At 58.5% G+C, this 17,037-nt stretch carries 13 protein-coding genes; 3 read left to right on the top strand and 10 right to left on the bottom strand.

Annotation, left to right across the window (positions count from 1 at the left end; all coding sequences use genetic code 11):
- Positions 1-29: 29 nt before the first annotated feature.
- The 3 genes from VG146_07500 to VG146_07490 form a co-directional block, all read right to left on the bottom strand.
- Complete coding sequence (locus VG146_07500; GenBank protein ID HEV2392195.1) at positions 30-698, bottom strand: hypothetical protein; 669 nt, start codon at positions 696-698, stop codon at positions 30-32.
- Between the two features lie 243 nt (positions 699-941).
- Positions 942-1,568, bottom strand: a complete 627-nt coding sequence (locus tag VG146_07495; protein ID HEV2392194.1) for a response regulator transcription factor — start codon at positions 1,566-1,568, stop codon at positions 942-944.
- A gap of 300 nt (positions 1,569-1,868) precedes the next feature.
- Positions 1,869-4,463 (bottom strand): DEAD/DEAH box helicase, encoded by a 2,595-nt coding sequence (locus tag VG146_07490; protein ID HEV2392193.1) that lies wholly within the window; start codon positions 4,461-4,463, stop codon positions 1,869-1,871.
- A 305-nt stretch (positions 4,464-4,768) separates the two neighbouring features.
- On the opposite strand from VG146_07490, the gene VG146_07485 reads away from it, so the two are divergent.
- Complete coding sequence (locus VG146_07485; protein ID HEV2392192.1) at positions 4,769-5,707, top strand: hypothetical protein; 939 nt, start codon at positions 4,769-4,771, stop codon at positions 5,705-5,707.
- Here VG146_07485 and VG146_07480 read toward each other — a convergent pair.
- From VG146_07480 to VG146_07455, 6 genes are all read right to left on the bottom strand, one after another.
- Positions 5,605-6,090 (bottom strand): hypothetical protein, encoded by a 486-nt coding sequence (locus VG146_07480; protein HEV2392191.1) that lies wholly within the window; start codon positions 6,088-6,090, stop codon positions 5,605-5,607. The two genes, VG146_07485 and VG146_07480, sit on opposite strands and share 103 nt — an antisense overlap.
- Before the next feature lie 42 nt (positions 6,091-6,132).
- Positions 6,133-6,639 carry an SRPBCC family protein gene (locus tag VG146_07475; protein HEV2392190.1) on the bottom strand — a complete coding sequence of 169 codons (507 nt, stop codon included), beginning with the start codon at positions 6,637-6,639 and terminating at the stop codon, positions 6,133-6,135.
- A 104-nt stretch (positions 6,640-6,743) separates the two neighbouring features.
- On the bottom strand, positions 6,744-7,421 hold the full coding sequence (locus VG146_07470; GenBank protein HEV2392189.1) for a response regulator transcription factor: 678 nt from the start codon (positions 7,419-7,421) through the stop codon (positions 6,744-6,746).
- 36 nt (positions 7,422-7,457) lie between these two features.
- The gene (locus VG146_07465; GenBank protein HEV2392188.1) at positions 7,458-8,663 is read right to left on the bottom strand and encodes a histidine kinase; all 1,206 of its coding nucleotides are present in this window, start codon (positions 8,661-8,663) and stop codon (positions 7,458-7,460) included.
- A gap of 100 nt (positions 8,664-8,763) precedes the next feature.
- Positions 8,764-9,246 (bottom strand): response regulator, encoded by a 483-nt coding sequence (locus VG146_07460; GenBank protein HEV2392187.1) that lies wholly within the window; start codon positions 9,244-9,246, stop codon positions 8,764-8,766.
- Complete coding sequence (locus VG146_07455; GenBank protein HEV2392186.1) at positions 9,243-11,480, bottom strand: ATP-binding protein; 2,238 nt, start codon at positions 11,478-11,480, stop codon at positions 9,243-9,245. The genes VG146_07460 and VG146_07455 overlap by 4 nt, the downstream gene beginning before the upstream one ends.
- Before the next feature lie 510 nt (positions 11,481-11,990).
- Between VG146_07455 and VG146_07450 the strand changes: the two genes are divergently transcribed.
- Together VG146_07450 and VG146_07445 are read left to right on the top strand one after the other, a co-directional pair.
- Positions 11,991-13,241, top strand: a complete 1,251-nt coding sequence (locus tag VG146_07450) for a hypothetical protein (protein HEV2392185.1) — start codon at positions 11,991-11,993, stop codon at positions 13,239-13,241.
- Positions 13,242-13,345: 104 nt separating this feature from the next.
- Positions 13,346-15,457 carry a hypothetical protein gene (locus VG146_07445; GenBank protein HEV2392184.1) on the top strand — a complete coding sequence of 704 codons (2,112 nt, stop codon included), beginning with the start codon at positions 13,346-13,348 and terminating at the stop codon, positions 15,455-15,457.
- A gap of 15 nt (positions 15,458-15,472) precedes the next feature.
- Here VG146_07445 and VG146_07440 read toward each other — a convergent pair whose 3' ends face one another.
- On the bottom strand, positions 15,473-17,029 hold the full coding sequence (locus VG146_07440; protein ID HEV2392183.1) for a glycoside hydrolase family 28 protein: 1,557 nt from the start codon (positions 17,027-17,029) through the stop codon (positions 15,473-15,475).
- Positions 17,030-17,037 lie beyond the last annotated feature (8 nt).

Below are 17,037 nucleotides of genomic sequence, written 5' to 3'. Positions count from 1 at the left end.
CCCGGATAAGCGCTGTGGTTGGCCCGGGATCAGGTGCTTTGGCAAGCCGGGGCCGGGGCTATCGAGAGTGTCTCATGCCACAGTTCGAGGGAGTCCTTGAGCCCAGCAAGCCAGGGTAACACACGGGTTTCAAGCGCATTGGCTAAGGCCGTCGAGTCCTCTGCCCAGCAGGTCTGGTCCACATCCTTGATAATGGCCGCCAACTGTTGGAGTTGCCATTTGCGCAACTGTGTCAGGGAGGCGCTGCCATTGAGGGCGGCAGGGCTGGTATCGGGCATGAAGCTCAAGGTCAGCAGAGGTTGCTTGAGGTCTTGAGTCAGATTCCACCAGTATTCACGGGCTTTTCGGGCATCATTGATGAGCACCAGGGCCACTGCGGTGAGGACTTGCTTGAGCGCTTGAGCCGTTTGGCGGCGGGCGATCTTAACAAGCTGGAGCGGCATTTGCGCTAAATCAATCGATTGCCCCTCGACTCGCCCGAAGGGTTTATGGCTCAGGAGAGGCTCAGCCAGGCTCACTGGCCGTCCATCAACCCGCAGGGAATAGAGAATCCGCTGCTGTTCGTAGGCCATAGTCTCGAGAAACGACCGAATGGCTGCAAGCGAATGGCGCTGGGGTGGCAAGGAAATGGGCAGGCCGTCCAGCAGGATTTGCGGAGAGGCTCCCGTCGAGGAAGAATTACGTACATCTAAGTGCATGGCATCTTTGCAGTTCCTCCTCATGCACAAATCGTGCCTAACAACTGACGCTTTGGCGGTTTAGACCCGTTCGTGAAACCGGCCAGACCGAGGGGGGCCAATGGGGCGCCTATGGGGCTGATGTGGGTCCAGGGCGGCGGGCGCCCAGTTCGATGGCCTTAACGAAAGCCGCTTCTTCATCTGGTTTCTTAGGTGAATCGCATCGTGCCGCTTCCAAGTTGCGACTTGCCTTGGCCAGCAGTGTCACCTATCCAGGAATTTGACCACCGCTTGGGTCCGGGACTGGACGTGGAGCTTCTCGTAAACGGCGTGCAAATGCGCCCGCACGGTGCTTAAGCTGATCCCTAATTGGTCGGCAATCTCCTTATACAAAAAACCCTTGGCCAAAAGGGCCAGGATTTCTTTCTCGCGTTTGGTGAGTTGCTCCGCCGCGGACCCTGGCCGCTTGATTTGGTGGAAATGATTAACGACCTTGCGCGCGATGGGCATCGACATCGGCGCGCCGCCCGCGTGGACCTGCTCGACAGCCTGGATGAGTTCCACGGGCGGCAGGTTCTTGAGCAAATAGCCGCTGGCCCCGTTGCGCAAGGAGTCGAAAATCAGGTCGCTTTCTTCATAGGTGGTGAGCATCAGGACCTGCGTTTTGGGCAAATGCTCTTTGAGCCGCCGAACGCATTCAATCCCGCTCATGCCGGGCAGGTTGATGTCCATCAGAACCACATCGGGATGTTCGATGGGGATTTGCAGCAAGGCCTCTTCCGCGTTTGGATGAGCGCCGACGCACCGCAAAGCCGCCGAGCGCCCCAGCAATTCGCTGAGGCTCTCGCGCGTCCCTAAATCGTCTTCCACGATGCAAACTCGGATGGCCATTGTTCCGCGCGGCAATTCTGCGGAAGGAAACCTCAGCCTGCAATCGAACAAACGTTCAGGGGCGTTCCGTAACATCAGGTGCCCTCAACCCTGTCCATTTCGACTGCATCCTCACGAAACGGGATCAACGAGCCGGCCGATAAACAGGAGGCTGCCGTCCTACCCTTCTTCCGTGCCTGTCTGCGCCTATCCGGGGCTATCCAAGGTTAGAAAAACTTCTTCCCACGCCTTTGCTAGGTTCACCCGGTGCCGCCGCAAAAATTTTCGATGCTCATAATGCCAACTAAAGGTGGACAAAGATTAATGCCGCCGGAGGATGAGGCGGTGGTCCACGCGCCGGGTCTGGTGATACTCGAGGGGCGGCAGGTTGGTGAGGGTGGGGGATTCGGTTTCATTCAAAATAGCCCTGGCCATCGCCTGCAACGATTGCCAGCGCGGCCAGTCCAGGGGGGGCGAATGGGCAATCTGCCTCAGGAGGCTGCGCCATTCGATAATCACGCGGTCAATGTCGCCCGGCCCCAGGAGGTCGGTTATCCAGGTCTGCTTGGTCAACGGATTTCTGTGGACGGACGCCACCACCTGCTCTGCGCCGGCGCCGTATTTGGGCGGCACCCCGTTTTCGAGGTAACCGGGAATGGATTGCAGTCCGTATTTCCCATGGCAAACGACCGCCAGCCGGCCACCCCAGCGGTTATCCTCGCCGCAAAAGCGGAACCCGGCATCGAGGTTGGCGACATCATAGATGAGTTCGTCCAGCGGGTAGGTCTCATCTTCGAGGGCCGCTGCGATAGCCAGGCCGTCGCCTTGAGAGAAGAAGCTCACGATTTGCCCGCGAAGGGTCGGGGCGCCCTCCACATCGACCAGGCTCAATCTGCGCCATAGCATTGCAGTGCCGGTGGCGGTGGACAATTGCTTGCAAATCGGCACGAGCGAGCATTGCGCGCAATCGCAGGGCAACACTTCCCGCGTTAGCGGATGCCACAAGGCAATGCCGTGGGAATCTACCGGGACGCGCGTGGTCAGTTCGGCGATGCTCACCTGGGCTAAAATCTGATGGCCGTTATTGGTGAACCGGACGAGAGGCGTTTTCTGCTCTGCCAGCCGTTGTTCGACCAGTGGGGCGATTTGTTGCTCCCAAACCGACAGCGCGGCCTGGCGGCCATTCCAATTGGTCAGGCGCCGTATCCATTTGGCAATGAGCACGCGCTCCGCGCCCAGGCGATCGGCCACCGTCAGCGCCCGGCCAAAGATTTTTTCTCGCGGGCCGTCGGAAAGGACACAAAGCGTTCCGACGCCGGCCTTTTCCAGGGCTTGAGGCACGGATAAAACGGGCACAAGCCGAGGGTGTAGCCGAGGAGGCTCGGCATGAGGGGCGTGATGGGCTGTGGGCCGAACGCCATCCGGAGGATGGGTTGAGTCTGGCCAGCCATCGAGAGGAGGTCCGTCGTCTTTTGCTTGCATCCCGAGCAGGTCTTCGTGCGCAAAAATTTCGCGCAACGGCCTGGCCACAAATTCACCCATGGTCTCCCATTGGCCGGCGCTGTTGCGCATTTCGCGGACGCGTTTGCGAACATGCCGGGCGCGCTCGGGGTCCGTGTGCAGGCCGCAAGGGACATTGGGGTGGTGGAGTGATTCCTCGACCCCAAGAACGATGGGTTTTGTCGTGAAGAGCCGTTCCTGGACCCGAACCGCCTCGGCAAAAGGATCGCGGCGCCGATGCGCAGCGGCGGTCATGACACCCAGGAGCGCGCCCCAATCAACTGCGCCGCTGCGGGACAGATGGCCCGGATGCGCGTCGAGCAGCCGCAATTGGTTGGCGGTGATAATGACAAACCCGGTTTCATCCAACCCGCGGCGGCCTGCCCGGCCAAACATCTGCATCATCTCGTCGGGCCGCAACGGCTGCTCGATGGCCTCGCGGCGATAGGAGTCGCCGGCCATGGCAACGCTGCGGAGGGAAAAATTGATGCCAGCCGCCAAGCCCATGGTGGCAACGACGACCCGAAGTTGGCCCGCCTTGGCCAGAGGCTCGATGACCCCCGCGCGCGCGCCGTAGCTCAGGCCGCTATGATGGCAGGCAATCCGGCTTTTTAGGAGCTTTGAGAGATGCTCGCCGAGCAGGACCTTTTGGTCGGTGCTCAATTGGAGCGGATTGGGGATAGGCAATTGCCGTGCGAGGTCGGCGGCCATGGCCTCTGCGGCCTGGCGGCGTGGGGCGAAGATCAAGACCGGCCCGAGGTCTTCAGCGAGGGCCTTGGCGATGAGCCTCGGCCAGTAACCACGGATTTCGGCAGGCACATAGTAACTGAGGTTATGGGCATCCACTTCCTCGAGCGGTACCGGGCGCTGCTCATGCCGAATCAGAACGGCCTTGCGCCCGAGACGTCCAAGCCATTTGACGACGTCCTGGGGATTGGAGACGCTGCCGCTGAGCAGCAACAGTTGCGTTTGAGGCGGGGCCAAGGCGAGCGCCAATTCATAATTCAGGCCGCGGTCTGAATCGCCCAACATCTGGTATTCATCCACCACCAAAAGAGAAGGGCCGTCTCCCTGGATCAAGCGGTTCTTTTGGGTTTCCAGCGTGGCAACCAGCACCGGAGCATCGAGGTTTTCCGCCAAATCCCCGGTCGTAATTCCCACATTCCAACCTCGGGCGCGCCACTCGGCCAGTTTGTCATTCGCAAGGGCCCGAGTAGGGACAGTGTAAATTGCCTGGCCCCGATTTTTGCCTTGGTTCGACCATAGCTCGAAGATGAGGGTTTTGCCGGAGCCGGTGGGGGCCTGGACGACGACGTCATGGCCTTCGCGCAGGGCGCTGACGGCCTGCTGCTGCCACAGGTCGGGAATGGCAACCTGGTTGAGGGCTGCCAGTTCGGCTAAGGGTGAAACAGACATCGCGGGAGGATTGCGGGTAAAAGCGGTTCAATGTAAAAACAGGCCAAAGTTCAATTACGCCGACAGAGGAGCGTTCACATGGCCTGAACATAAGCCATCCAGGCAGAATCGGAAACCTGGAATAGCGTTTTTCCCCTTGACTTTCTTTTGCGATTTCGCCTCCATTAGCGGGTCGCCCGAGTTGAGCATGGATTCGCCTCCTTTAAGTTATTCCTAATTCTTATCACCCTTAAATTCTTATCAGCTTGGCTTAGCGGCTGCTCTTCATCGGGTTGGCCAGGCGAACTTAGGGAAAACTGTCTCATGTGGATTTGATCGACCGGGTCGAGGTCATCCGCGGCCCCGGCTCATCGCTGTATGGGAACAATGCCTTTTTTGCGGTGATCGACGTGATCACGCGACGGGGCCGGGATGTTCATGGGGCAGAGGTCTCCGGGGCTTATGCCAGTTATGATACCTACAGCGGACGCCTGACCTACGGAAACAAGTTTAAGAGCGGGCTCGAACTGGCGCTCTCGGGCACCTACTACGATAGCGGCGGCCATGATACGCTGTTTTATCCGGAGTTCGCCGTTGTCAACAATGGCGTCGCCCAAGATGCTGACGGGACCCGGTTAGGAAGCGGTTTCGCGTCGGTGAGTTATGGGGATTTCACCCTCGAGGGGGCTTACATGGAACGGACCAAACACCTGCCAACAGCCGCTTATGGGGCCGTGTTTAACGATTCGCGTCTTGAGGTGGTCGATGAGCGTCGCGTTCGCATGACCTCGACGATTTTTTACGAAGACATTAACGATTTAATCAACTTCAAGACCGATTCGGCGAGCAATGTCGTTTTCGGCAATGTGGCGGCCGCCACCTCCAAAGGAGGCGAGGTTGAGTTGGACGCAAACTGGGGCGGCGGTTGGCAAGGACGCGTCAGTTACACCTATGCGGACGCGCGCGACTCGGCGACCGACGAGCGGTTGTGGCGGCGGAACTTTTCGACGAGGCTCCGCCCCAAGCCAGGTCCGAGGCGCGTTTCACTATGGATTCAGCTTTCCAGGGGCAAACCTAGGAGCACCTGCTGGAAACCGTGCGCAACGCCCTCTACAACCGCGCGCCGGCTATCGAAATGGCCCCTGCAAATACTCCGGGCATCTCATGACCGCAGCGCCTCGGTCAAATGCGCCGTGTTGGGGGCGCCTGTGGCCTCTTGGCGTTCGACCCCCTCGAAGTCGCCGCGCAGGAGCTTCAGAGCATAGCGTTCCTGCTCAATTTCGAGTCGAGTCCGCACACCGAGTCTGCGGAGAATCGGCACTGGCGGGCACCATCCCTGGATAGCGTGCTGCAGCAAAAACCCCGAGACGATGAAGGGCAAGAGGAACCAGCGCCGGCTGCGGGTTGCGCCCAGGAGCATGCCCAATAATGCCAAAGACGCAGCGTTGGTTTCCAACACACGTTCAATATCCCACTCGCGGTCCAACTCGGCTATTCGTTCCGAAATCGCCTGTTCATCTTGATACGAGTAAAAGCGCAGCCGCCGTTCCATTTCGATGTCCAGCTTCCGGTTTAGCGCCTCGCAAGTCTGAGCCCGGACACGGTCCTCCTTGGGCGCCGAGGAATCGCTCATAAGCTTTAAAGCCATATTGTCTCCTCTTTATTCAATACTTTTCGTTGAAACTCAATGTTACGGCAGACCGCTTTTGCCGCTGGTGCCATAATCGGACCGGGGTTTGATTTTGGGCCCCTTAATTTCGCCGCGCCAGCCGCCCGTGGCCGTCGTGCGGTGCTGAATAAAATCGCGAAAGCGGTTCAGATCGCCTTCGACTCGACGCGAGAGCAGGCCGAGGGAATCGCCCACGTTCTCGGCGGCGCCTTCGGGTTGGTAGTTCATTTGCAGGGTGACCAGAGTGTGCTGGTGGTCTTTAGGGCGGAAATTCACAGTGCCTGCGTTCGGGGCGCCAGTGAGGCTGCGCCAGGCAATGCGTTGATCGGGGACCTGCTCGACAATCTCCGCATCCCATTCCCTTTTCTTTCCAGCGACATTCGCGACCCAATGCAGGTGCTTCTCGTCAATTTGTCTCACCGCTTCGACCCCCTCCATAAAAGCCGGAAAAGTCTCAAACTGCGTCCATTGATTATAAACCTCATTTAGGGGGGCCTTGATTTCGATGGTCTTCTCGATTGTTTTCATAAAACTCCTCTCATTTCAACTTAAGCCCGGCGCCGGATCAAACTATGGGGTTTTGACCCAGCGGATTGTTGCAACGTGCGAGAAAGGCGGATGGAAGAAGACGCCTATTTTCCGGGGGACGAGGAGTTTTCGCTCATCCAGCCTTTGCGCAAGGCGTAATGAACCATATCGGTCCGGCTGTGCAAACCGAGCTTCTCGGTAATACGGAGTTTGTAAGTTTCGACGGTTTTGACGCTCAGGCCCAACTCGCCGGCTATTTCCTTGTTGCTGTAACCCCAGGCCAGGCGCAGCAGCACTTCTCTTTCACGCTCGCTCAGGGCCGCTCCGGCCGAATCACGGCCCGGATTCGCCCCGCCGATTTGCTTGGCCAAAGCTTTAGCCGCCAGTGTCGGTTCAAAGTGCACGCCGCCCTTGGCAACAGTGCCGATTGCCTGGATCAACTCCTCGCCAGCCGAGCGTTTGAGCACATATCCCACTGCCCCGGCTTTGCACAACTCGGTCAAGTAGCTCTCGTCTTCGTGGGCCGTCAGGGCAATGATTTTCAGCTCGGGTAATTCCGCCTTGAGTCGTTCGGTGACCTGGAGTCCATTGAGTTCGGGCATCGACAGGTCCATCACCATCACGTCGGGCTTAAGCTGGCGCGCCCGGTCCAGCGCCTCGCGCCCGTTGGCGGCCTCGCCGATGACGTGCATGTCGTGTTGGCTGTCGATGAGTAAGCGCAACCCATCCCGCAGCATCTGGTGGTCGTCTGCCAGGACGATGCGCAATTTCCGGGTTTTCATCGCGGTGCCATGCTCTAATTTCGTTTGTGCCGTGGTTCAGCCTGCGGACGCCTCGTCCAGCGGGATGCGGGCGAAGAGGGTGGCCCCAGTGCCTGGGGCCGACTCAATCTCAAATGACCCTCCCAGAAGTTTAAGCCGCTCTTGCATGCCCAAAAGCCCGAGCTTTCCCCGCGCTGCAGGCGCGCGCATCAAGGCTTCGCAATCAAATCCCAAGCCATCATCTTCAAGGATGAGCGACACACCGGACGCTCGCCGCTCGAGCAAGACGCTGACCCGCTTTGCCTCTGCATGCCGCAACACGTTGGTGAGGGCTTCCTGCGCCACCCGGTATAGAGTGGTCTCAAATTCAGGAGGCAACCGGCAGCCTTCCAAGCCGGCGCTGTGAAAATCAATTGGGATTTCGCTGGCCTCGGACCATTCGGTGGCATAGCGTCGCAAAGCCAATTCCAGGCCGAGATCGTCCAGAGCGGGAGGCCGCAATTCCCAGGCGAGCCGATGAATATCGCGCATCAGGCCCCGGGCGAGTCCTTCGAGCTTACTGATGCTTTCTTGGACGGCGCCAGAGAAGGGACCTTGTTTGCGGAGGATTTGAAGGCCCAGCTTGAGGGCAGTCAGGTCCTGGCCTAGCCGGTCGTGCAGTTCCCGCGAGATGCGCCCGCGCTCGGTCTCCTGGGCTTGTGATAGGCGGCGCAAAACCTGCCGGTGGCCTTTTTCGGCCCGCTGCCGCTGGAGGATTTCGGCTTGGAGTGCCTGGTTGGCTTGGGACAATTGAGCTGTGCGCTGCTGCACCCGCTCTTCCAACTGATCCTTTTCGCGTTGCAGGGCCGCTTCGGCCTGTTTCAGGGCCTCTTCGGCTCGTTTGCGCTCGATGGCATATCGAATCGAGCGGGCGGTCTGCCGCCCGTAGGCCTGGCCTTTGATGAGGTATTCCTGCACCCCGCCCTTGACGGCCTCCAACCCTACGGCCTCGTCTTCCACGGAAGTCAAAACAACAATCGGCACTTGGGGCGCCGCGGCGCGCGCCCGGAGGAAGGTATCCGAGCCGGCGCTGTCGGGCAGCGATAAATCCAGCATCAGCAGGTCGAAGGAGCGGGAGCAGAGCTGTTTGATGCCTTCGGCGAGGGTCTCGGCATGGGTAAAGTGAAAGTTGCCCAATTCATTTTGCATAAGGCTCTCCTGCAAAAGCACCGCATCCGACGGGCTGTCTTCGACCAGCAGGATTCTTAACGCGCCGCTTTTCATCTACCCGGGAACTCTCGATTGCGGTTCTTGCTCCATTACAATGACAATTTATCCCGTGATCGGCGTCAAACAAGACCGCCAGATGCCCAGGGAACGCCACTCAACGCCGGCTCTCAATCGCCACACTTTGGGAGAGGGGCGCCTTGGGCGGCAGGGTAACGACAAACAACCAAAACGACTCAATCGAACGAATCACTTTCAGGAACTGACCAAAATCCACCGGCTTGGTAATGTAACAATTGGCGTGCAGGTTATAGGCCCGCAGGACATCCTGTTCAGCCCGGGAGGTGGTTAAGACGACCACGGGAATGTTCTTGAGAGTTTCGTTGCCTTTGATTTCGGCCAGGACCTGGCGCCCATCTTTGCGTGGCAAATTCAAATCGAGCATGATCAGGTCCGGGCGCGGCTCGTCGGCATAGCCACCCCGCCGATGAAGGAAATCCATCGCCTCGACACCGTCCTCGACGATGCTGAGGTGATTGCGGACCTTGGCTTCGCGGAGGGCTTCGATGGTTAGCTCCGTATCGCTTGGGCTATCCTCAACCAGGAGAATCTCCACCACGTCACCTTCTAATTTGTTCATAAGGGGTCTTCAGTTTTTACAGAAAGTTCGGGAATCGAGAAATAAAAAGTGGCGCCCTGGCCCGGCTGGGATTCCACCCAAATACTGCCGCCGTGGCATTCTGCTATCCGCTTGCAGATGGCCAGGCCGATGCCGGTTCCCGGATAGGTCTTGCGCGTGTGCAGACGCTGGAAAATCTGAAAGATACGCTCAAAGTACTGGGGTTCGATGCCAATGCCATTGTCTCGCACCGAAATGAGCCACCCATTTTCCCGGCGCTCGGCCCCGATTTGGATTTGAGGTGGGCGCTCGCTGCGGAATTTGATGGCGTTGCCGATGAGGTTCTGGAAGAGCTGGGTGATGCGGCTGGGGTCCACCACCAGCGATGGCAGCGGCTCGCGCTCGATGGCCGCCTTGCTCGTCTCGATACCGGTCTGGAGGTTGCGCAACGCCTCGTCCAGCAGCAGGTTGAGGTCGGCCATCGCAAAGGCGGTTCCGTGCGTGCCTACCCGCGAGAAGGCCAGCAAGTCCATTATCAACCGTTCCATCCGCGCGGCCCCATCGGAGGCCCCCACGATGTATTCCTTGGCTTTGGCATCCACCTCTTCAGGAAAGCGCCGTTCCAGGAGCTTGACATAACCGCCCACCGCCCGGAGCGGTTCCTGCAGGTCGTGCGAGGCGACATAGGCGAACTGCTCGAGGTCGCGATTTGAGCGTTCCAATTCACGCGCAGTCTGCTGGAGCGATTGTTGAGCCCGCTCGCGCTCGATAATCTCAACCTGCAGCCGGGCGTTGGCGCTCTCCAGTTCCGCTGTGCGCAACTGGACCAGTTCTTCAAGGCGATCGCGGTATTTCGTCAACTCCGCTTCGGCGGTGAAGCGGTGGAGCGCCTCGGTAATGAGCGGCGCCATCGATTCGATGAACTCGATCTTGTCTCGAGGGAGTCGGTCCGGGCGCCGATCTGCCATGTGAATAGCCCCCAGGACCTTGCCATGGTAACCCAGTGGGATAACCGCAATCGAGGCGAATCCGAATTTCTGGCAATTGCCTCGATACCAATCCCGCTGGGCCGAGGTCAATTGATCCATGAAAGCAAAAGTATCGCCGCATTGGAAGGAGCCCGACGGGGTCTTCAAAACCTGGTCCGACTCGGCGGCCTGTCCGGAAATCGCGCGGACACAAATGCAGTTATCTCTTTCGAGAGACAGACGGCTTTCCAGTTGGAGGAAACCCGCGTCGAACCCGCTCCAGGATTCGTAAGGGATTTCCTGGCGCTCGTCCAGGAGCCGAATGCCCAGGGCCTGGCAGCCCGTCCACTGGCGGATGATTTGCACGACCGAATCGAGATACTCGCGGGCGGAGGTTTTTTGGGCAAACAGGCCCAGCAAGGCGCTGGTCAACTCGCGCCGGCGCTCGGCCTCCTTTTGCTCCGTGATGTCCGTGCAGGTGCCGACCCATTCGCGGATTCTCCCGTCTCGCTCCGACACCGGGGCCCCGCGGACCGCCATGAGCCGGTACTGCCCGTCCTGGCGCCGCATGCGGTACTCGATTTCATACAGGACACGCGAGGCAACGGCCTGCGACCAGACCAAGCGCGTCCTCTCGCGGTCTTCGGGGTGCACAGCCTCAATCCATCCCCAGCCTTGGTATTGCTCACGGCTTTGGCCTGTGAATCCCTGCCAGGTCGGCAATTCCTCGACCACTTCGCCTTGCACATTGGTAGCCCACACAATCTGGGCCGTGGCCGTTACCAGGGAACGATAGCGCGCCTCGCTCTCTTCGAGGCTCTTCTCCATCCGTTTGCGCATGGTGACGTCCCTCAGCGAGAACACCAGGAAATCCACCTTGCCCCGCGCGTCCAGCACCGGCACCAGCGTCCAGTCCCAATAGGTCACCCCCCAATCGGGGTGGTCAGGAAAAACAAAGGGCTTGGCTGTCACCTGATAGGCCGTTTTGGTGCGCACCACGTTTTCGAAGATCGCCTGATTCTCTTTATCGGGATAAAACTCGAAATGATTGCACCCGGGAAATTCCGAGACATCCCGTTTGCATGCCTGGGCGTACACCTCGTTGACACGAATAAAATTGAAATCCTTGTCCAGGAACACCAGGCAATCGAGCGAATGGTCGAAAAAGGCCTCGAGGAAGCGCGCCTTCTGCCGCGCAGCAGAGGAGCCAACGGCTGTGCTTCGGGCTTTTTGCCGGGCGCGGTTTGGCGCGGTTCGTTTTCGGGTGAATGTTTTTTTAGCGTACATGCGCATTTGGCGCCCATTCGTGGCACGGGCCAGCCGGCCCCTTACGCCAGCCAGCTACCCCTCCCAATTCCTGCAATAAAGCCATGCTGTCCAAAGCAAAATCCAAGTTCACCATCTCAGCACGATTTATAGGAAAATGGAGCCAGGATGTCAATTGAAATTCATGGCCCCTATTATCGGCATTTTGAACGGTCTTTTTATTTAATCGACCGCTGACCCAGGGCGCGCAGCGTCTTGGGACTGCGGTAGTCCTCTACCGCTTTTGGATGTCCTCCCGTTTCTCCATGCCCCCCAAATTCAATCCCGATGAAGGCGATAGCGACAATTCAACGCAAGACGCGGCCCAAAAGCGCCAGAGCGCTGGCGCAGTCCACGACGCGTGGCGCGGACCGGCGCCAAACGCCGTGCGGCGCTGTTGACGCCGATGCACCCTTCATGCCATCATAGACAGGCGCTCCCCCGGTTGAAAGCAACAGCAGGTTGCGGATTAAAACCGGTTGGCAAAATCCTATGAAAGTGAATCTAATCCTCATTTGTTGCTTTCTCGCTTTATTCGACGCCTCAGCGGCTCTACGCGCCGGTGTTGCGGTCCGGCAGGTAACACCCGACCCGCTGCTGCCTGTCATTGGAGGTATTGGTTCGGGCCAGCCGGTCACACGCAAAGAAGGGGAGTTGACCGTTCGTGCACTGGTTGTCGAGGAAGGCGCCAATCGTGTGGCGATTGTCAGCGCCGATTTTCTTGGGTTCCCATCGGTGCTGGGTAACAAAGTGCGCGCCGCCGTGCCGGAAATCCCTCCTTCGAACATCCTGATTGGCGCAACACACACCCACAGCGCGCCGGATTGTTACGGGTTTCCAGACGAAATGGGCGGCACGTCGAGCGATCCGAAATACCTGGCGAGTGTCTGCCGGAAGATGGCGGAAGCGATACACGAAGCGCTCGCGGGCCTTCAACCCGTCAAGCTGCGTGTGGCCACGGGCGAAGCCAGGGGCAAGATCGCTTATAATTATTACGCGGAGCAGTTGTATGACCCGCGCTGTAACGTGATGCAGTTTCTGAGCCTCTCCGGCCAGCCCCTGGCCACCCTGGTCAACTATGCCATTCATCCCGAGGTTCTGGGCGACCATGCCGGGGTATGCAGCCCGGACCTCATCGGGCCCCTTTACGAGCGCATCGAGCAGCATGGCGGTGGAACTGGCATTTTCATGAATAGCGCCCAAGGCGGGATGGTCACTGCCGACAACCGCCTTGCCGGTGGAGGGGAAGCCCGGACCTGGCCGGAGTGCCAGCGCATTGGCAACCTGCTGGCGGACCAGGCCTTGCTCATCATCCGTGATGCACCGGTCCAAAGCTCGCCGGAGCTGTTCTGTGCCGCCCGAATGGTCTCGTTTCCAGTGGACTCGCCCCTGATGCGGGCGCTGATGAGCCGGATGCCGGGATTTGATTCGAGCGGAGCAGCGAGCGTGAAGGTGCAACTGAATCTGGTGAACCTGGGGACAGCCCAAATCCTTACAATTCCCGGCGAGGCGCTGCCGAATATTGGTTACTATCTCAAACGAAAAATGCGGGGCCAAAACGACTTCCTTTTCGGCCTTACCAATGACGCCTACGGCTATATTCTCACAAAGGAGGATTTCGACAGCTTCAAACGCTATGCCTATGTGACGCGCACCAGTCTGGGTGAACGCACCTGCGAAGTTCTCGAACAGGCAGCGCTCGAACTGGTCAATAGCTCTCCTGTTCCGGGCCGCGCCGAGTGACAAAAGCCATAATTCAGTTGACAAATGGGCTGCTCGTGGCAAGATTGGCGCGTTAACCCAAACGTGGACGGTCTAGCATGTACATCAACACATGTCGGCTCTATATGAAAAGTCAACCTACCCACCGCCGCCAGCAGCTTGTTTCTTTGCTCTCTATTGTCACTGCTCTTGCCTTGCCATTGGGGGCCAAAGGTCAATCCGACAATTTTGATTCGGGCGCCTTAAGCGCTCGCTGGACGAAGTATTACGCGGACCCGTCTCTTGTAACCTTCTCGTTCCCCACCGTTGGAAGTGGCAAGGGACTGCGGATTCAAACCTACCCATTCGCCGCTGCAGGAGTGCCCGCGGTGGCTGCTGTCGCTCCGACCAATGTCTATAGCGACTTTTACGTGGCAGTGGACCTGGTTAATTGGGTCGTCGAGGATCAGGCGGTGGTTTTGTTTGCGCGTTTTACGCCGGGCGGCAGTTTTGGGCTGGATGGAGGCGCGGGGATGATTCTCAACTATGACGCCGCGCAGGCGGGGGAGAATGCGGGAAACAGGCACGGGGGTGAATTTCAAATCAACATCGTTAACCCTGGGTTCAGCGCCACTACGATTGCCAAATGCGAAATGACCCTGGTGCCAGGGAACTCTTACCGCTTCATCTTTCAGGGGGTCGGCACGCTGTACACCGCTCAGGTTTATGATATGGAGGACCTGACCGCGCCTTTGGCTACACTGCAGAATTACGATGCGACTTACAGCTCCGGCATCAGCGGCATTCTTTCTTACAGCCGGAATGGCACCACCGGCACCTCTGATGTGACGGTGGACAACTACTACGCAGCGGCAAGCGATCCGAACACAGCCACCCTCCCGGCAATACCGCATTCGATTCCCGGCACACCGGTCGTGAAGACCCGCTTCATGCCCGCCGGGCGCTGGCAGAATTTTCACAACCCCAACTCAGGCATCAGCTTCACAGCCAGCACGTTTACGACGGGCCTGATCAAGGCTAATGCCACAAAGCTGTACCTCAATGGAGTGGATTCCTCGGCGGCGTTGGCGCCGCTCCCGGCGAACGGTTCGACGGTCAGCTTCAGCGCGGGCCCCGGAACGCTGGTGTCCAACGCAGTCTATAGCGCCCAAATTGTTGTGCAGAGCACCGACGTGCCGCCGCTCATTTCCACCAATACTTTTTGGTTCGATACATTCAGCGATGGCTATGTGTCCAGCGAGCCTGTAAAGACGATCGAATGTGAGGACTACAATTATTCGAACGGGGTGTTCCAGCTTGATCCCATCCCGGTTTCCGGCAATCCGACCAACGGTAATCCTGTTCTGATCGGGGATAATGGCCAAGGGTACTTTGACCCTAATGACGGTGGCTTCTCGACGATGGCCAGCCAGGGGGTGGATATTTTCACCCCGAATCAACTTGGCCCCAGCACAGGATGGGATGATTACCGCCAGAATGACGGCGTCATGACCGGCGAAGGAATCCGCGATGAGTTTAACAGCTTATGGCCTGACGGGACTCCTTTTGCGGGTTTTTTGTCAGATGGCAACAGCACGCCCAGCGGACCGGGGTGGAACACCAATGTGACTTCGGAGACGTATGATCGTCCGAACGATAACACCCGGCAAAAGTACCTCGATGCCGGTCTGGCTGAATACCTGGTGATTCGCACTCACGCGGGCGATTGGCAAAATTACACGCGAGTGTTCAATTCGAGTTCGAGCAATTACTTCGCGTTTCTGCGCGTCGGTTCCTGGGGCGCCACAACCAACTTGCTCAGCCTGGTAACGAGCGACCCGGCGCAAGCTAACCAGACAACACTGAACCTCGGCGCCTTTAATATCCCCAACCAAATACGCAAATCCAATTTCAGGTATATCCCCCTGTTGGACACCAACGGCCTGGGCGCAATTCTGAATCTGTCGGGCGCCAACACGCTTCGCTTGACGAAGTTGGGCGATTCCAGCGTTCAATCGGATGATCGGCTCGAGGTGCGCAATTATCTGCTGCTCGTGCCAGCTCAAATTACGGTCCAATCCTCTTCGCTGGCCGCAGGACCTTACGCCAATGATGCCACGGCGACGGTCAACGTTGGCGCGCGGACAATTACCATTCCCATGGCTGGGGCGGCCCGGTTTTATCGCCTGGGCGCCATTGTGCCGGTGAGAATCGCCAGGATATCCGCCGCCGGCGGGATGGTGACCCTGAAATACTAATCCAAGAGGCCCTTGCTACGGTTTCTGATTCTCCAAGCCGGGTGAGTTTCTAATGGCGAGTCCTCTTACTGCCTCAAATTGGGCAGCAGAAACCCCGTCCGCCACCTGCGCGCTCAAGTCGTCAATAGTCACTCCTTCGGCATCGATGCAGGCGATGGCAGGGCGCTCATCCTGGTTTTCAAAAGCCAAGTGGACATCGGCGATTTCCAGGTCGTGGACGTGCCGCGCGTAAATTCCGTAGGACGGCAAGACCCCAAGACTTCTGGGCTCCGGATAACCGGCCCCCAACTCCTTTGGATGGCGGGCAGCGTCTTGCCTGGTCCCGCCTCCCTTGCTGGTGAGCCGGATGTCTTGCAGCCGCACGCCTTCGACCGGCAGGTCCGGCAAACCCATAATCTGGATGCCGCTCATTTTGCCGACTCCATCGGCGATGACGTTCGAGATCAAAATGCTTTTAGCGCGGCTGGTTGTTGCGGCGCCCGGGGTGCGATTGCGTTTTCCCGTGGTGATATAAATCGCATAGTCGGGCACATCCATCATCGTGATATTATTGATTGTGATGTTCTCCATAACGCCTCCATCCACCTCTTCAAGGGCCAGGCCACGGCAACTGCGAAACGCGCAGTTGGCCACGGTGCAATTGCGGAAGCCCCCGCTGGATTCTGTGCCGAATTTAATGCGGCCATTATGATTCTTGCTGGGCTTGAACGTGCCGTCCAACAGGGTGCCCTCCTCGAAGCCGCAGACCTGGCAGTTCACGATGGTGAGATTCTCGGTCAGACGCGTCTCGCCCAGGGCATAGGTGCTTTTAGGGCAGAGGCCGTCATCATTTGGCGAATTGATGCGGCAGTTGGAAACCATCGTGTTGCGGCAACAATCAATATCGATGCCGTCGCGGTCCGTATCCGTCGTGACGTTGTCCACTGTCAGGTTATCGCATCCCGTCACGAGAATCGCGAAATGGCCTCCATGATAAATGGTCACATCACGAATGAGGACATTTCTGCACAACTTGAGGGCGATGGCTTTGTTGCCCAGGCGGATGGGCGGCGCGGGGTTTGTGACTGGCGGATTGAATTTGTTGAAACCGACCATGCGGTCCAGAACGCCGTCACTGCGAACCAGCCCGCCGCCATTAATCAGACCGTGGCCGGTGATGAAAACGTTGGTGAGATTCTCGCCCCAGATGAGGCTGTTGTGGAAATAACAGTGACCTCCATCCTGATAGCCACCTAGCGCGTAGGGCTCGGTTTCGTCATAGGCATTCATGTTTTGCGGCGCGCCGAGAAGGGTTGCGCCGGCGTCGATGACCAGATGAACATTGCTGCGCAGATGAATCGAGCCGCTCAAATAAGTGCCCGCCGGGACTAAAACCGTTCCGCCGCCGGCGGCTGAGCAGGCCTCGATGGCCTGATTTATGGCCGGGTTGTCCAGGGTTTTACCGTCACCGGCGGCGTCGTAATCGCGGACATTGAACAACCCGCTGGCGCCCGTGGCGGCCCGGACATTCGAGGTCCCGCTATACCAGAGGGCCAGGGCCGCAAAGAAAAGAGAGAGGACCCGCCAAGGCATGGTGTCCT

It is taken from the genome of Verrucomicrobiia bacterium, assembly GCA_035946615.1.
In the GTDB taxonomy this organism is placed as follows: Bacteria; Verrucomicrobiota; Verrucomicrobiia; order Limisphaerales; family UBA8199; genus DASYZB01.
The sequence above is the reverse complement of the archived record's forward strand: the minus strand, read 5'-3'. Positions and strand labels throughout refer to the sequence as shown.

Bases quoted from the DNA above. Each gene is read 5' to 3' on its own strand.
- VG146_07465 (HEV2392188.1), bottom strand. From the start codon at position 8,663: ATGAAAAGCGGCGCGTTAAGAATCCTGCTGGTCGAAGACAGCCCGTCG.
- VG146_07495 (HEV2392194.1), bottom strand. From the start codon at position 1,568: ATGGCCATCCGAGTTTGCATCGTGGAAGACGATTTAGGGACGCGCGAG.
- VG146_07475 (HEV2392190.1), bottom strand. From the start codon at position 6,639: ATGAAAACAATCGAGAAGACCATCGAAATCAAGGCCCCCCTAAATGAG.
- VG146_07480 (HEV2392191.1), bottom strand. From the start codon at position 6,090: ATGGCTTTAAAGCTTATGAGCGATTCCTCGGCGCCCAAGGAGGACCGT.
- VG146_07450 (HEV2392185.1), top strand. From the start codon at position 11,991: ATGAAAGTGAATCTAATCCTCATTTGTTGCTTTCTCGCTTTATTCGAC.
- VG146_07460 (HEV2392187.1), bottom strand. From the start codon at position 9,246: ATGAACAAATTAGAAGGTGACGTGGTGGAGATTCTCCTGGTTGAGGAT.
- VG146_07490 (HEV2392193.1), bottom strand. From the start codon at position 4,463: ATGTCTGTTTCACCCTTAGCCGAACTGGCAGCCCTCAACCAGGTTGCC.
- VG146_07500 (HEV2392195.1), bottom strand. From the start codon at position 698: ATGCACTTAGATGTACGTAATTCTTCCTCGACGGGAGCCTCTCCGCAA.
- VG146_07445 (HEV2392184.1), top strand. From the start codon at position 13,346: ATGAAAAGTCAACCTACCCACCGCCGCCAGCAGCTTGTTTCTTTGCTC.
- VG146_07470 (HEV2392189.1), bottom strand. From the start codon at position 7,421: ATGAAAACCCGGAAATTGCGCATCGTCCTGGCAGACGACCACCAGATG.
- VG146_07440 (HEV2392183.1), bottom strand. From the start codon at position 17,029: ATGCCTTGGCGGGTCCTCTCTCTTTTCTTTGCGGCCCTGGCCCTCTGG.
- VG146_07455 (HEV2392186.1), bottom strand. From the start codon at position 11,480: ATGTACGCTAAAAAAACATTCACCCGAAAACGAACCGCGCCAAACCGC.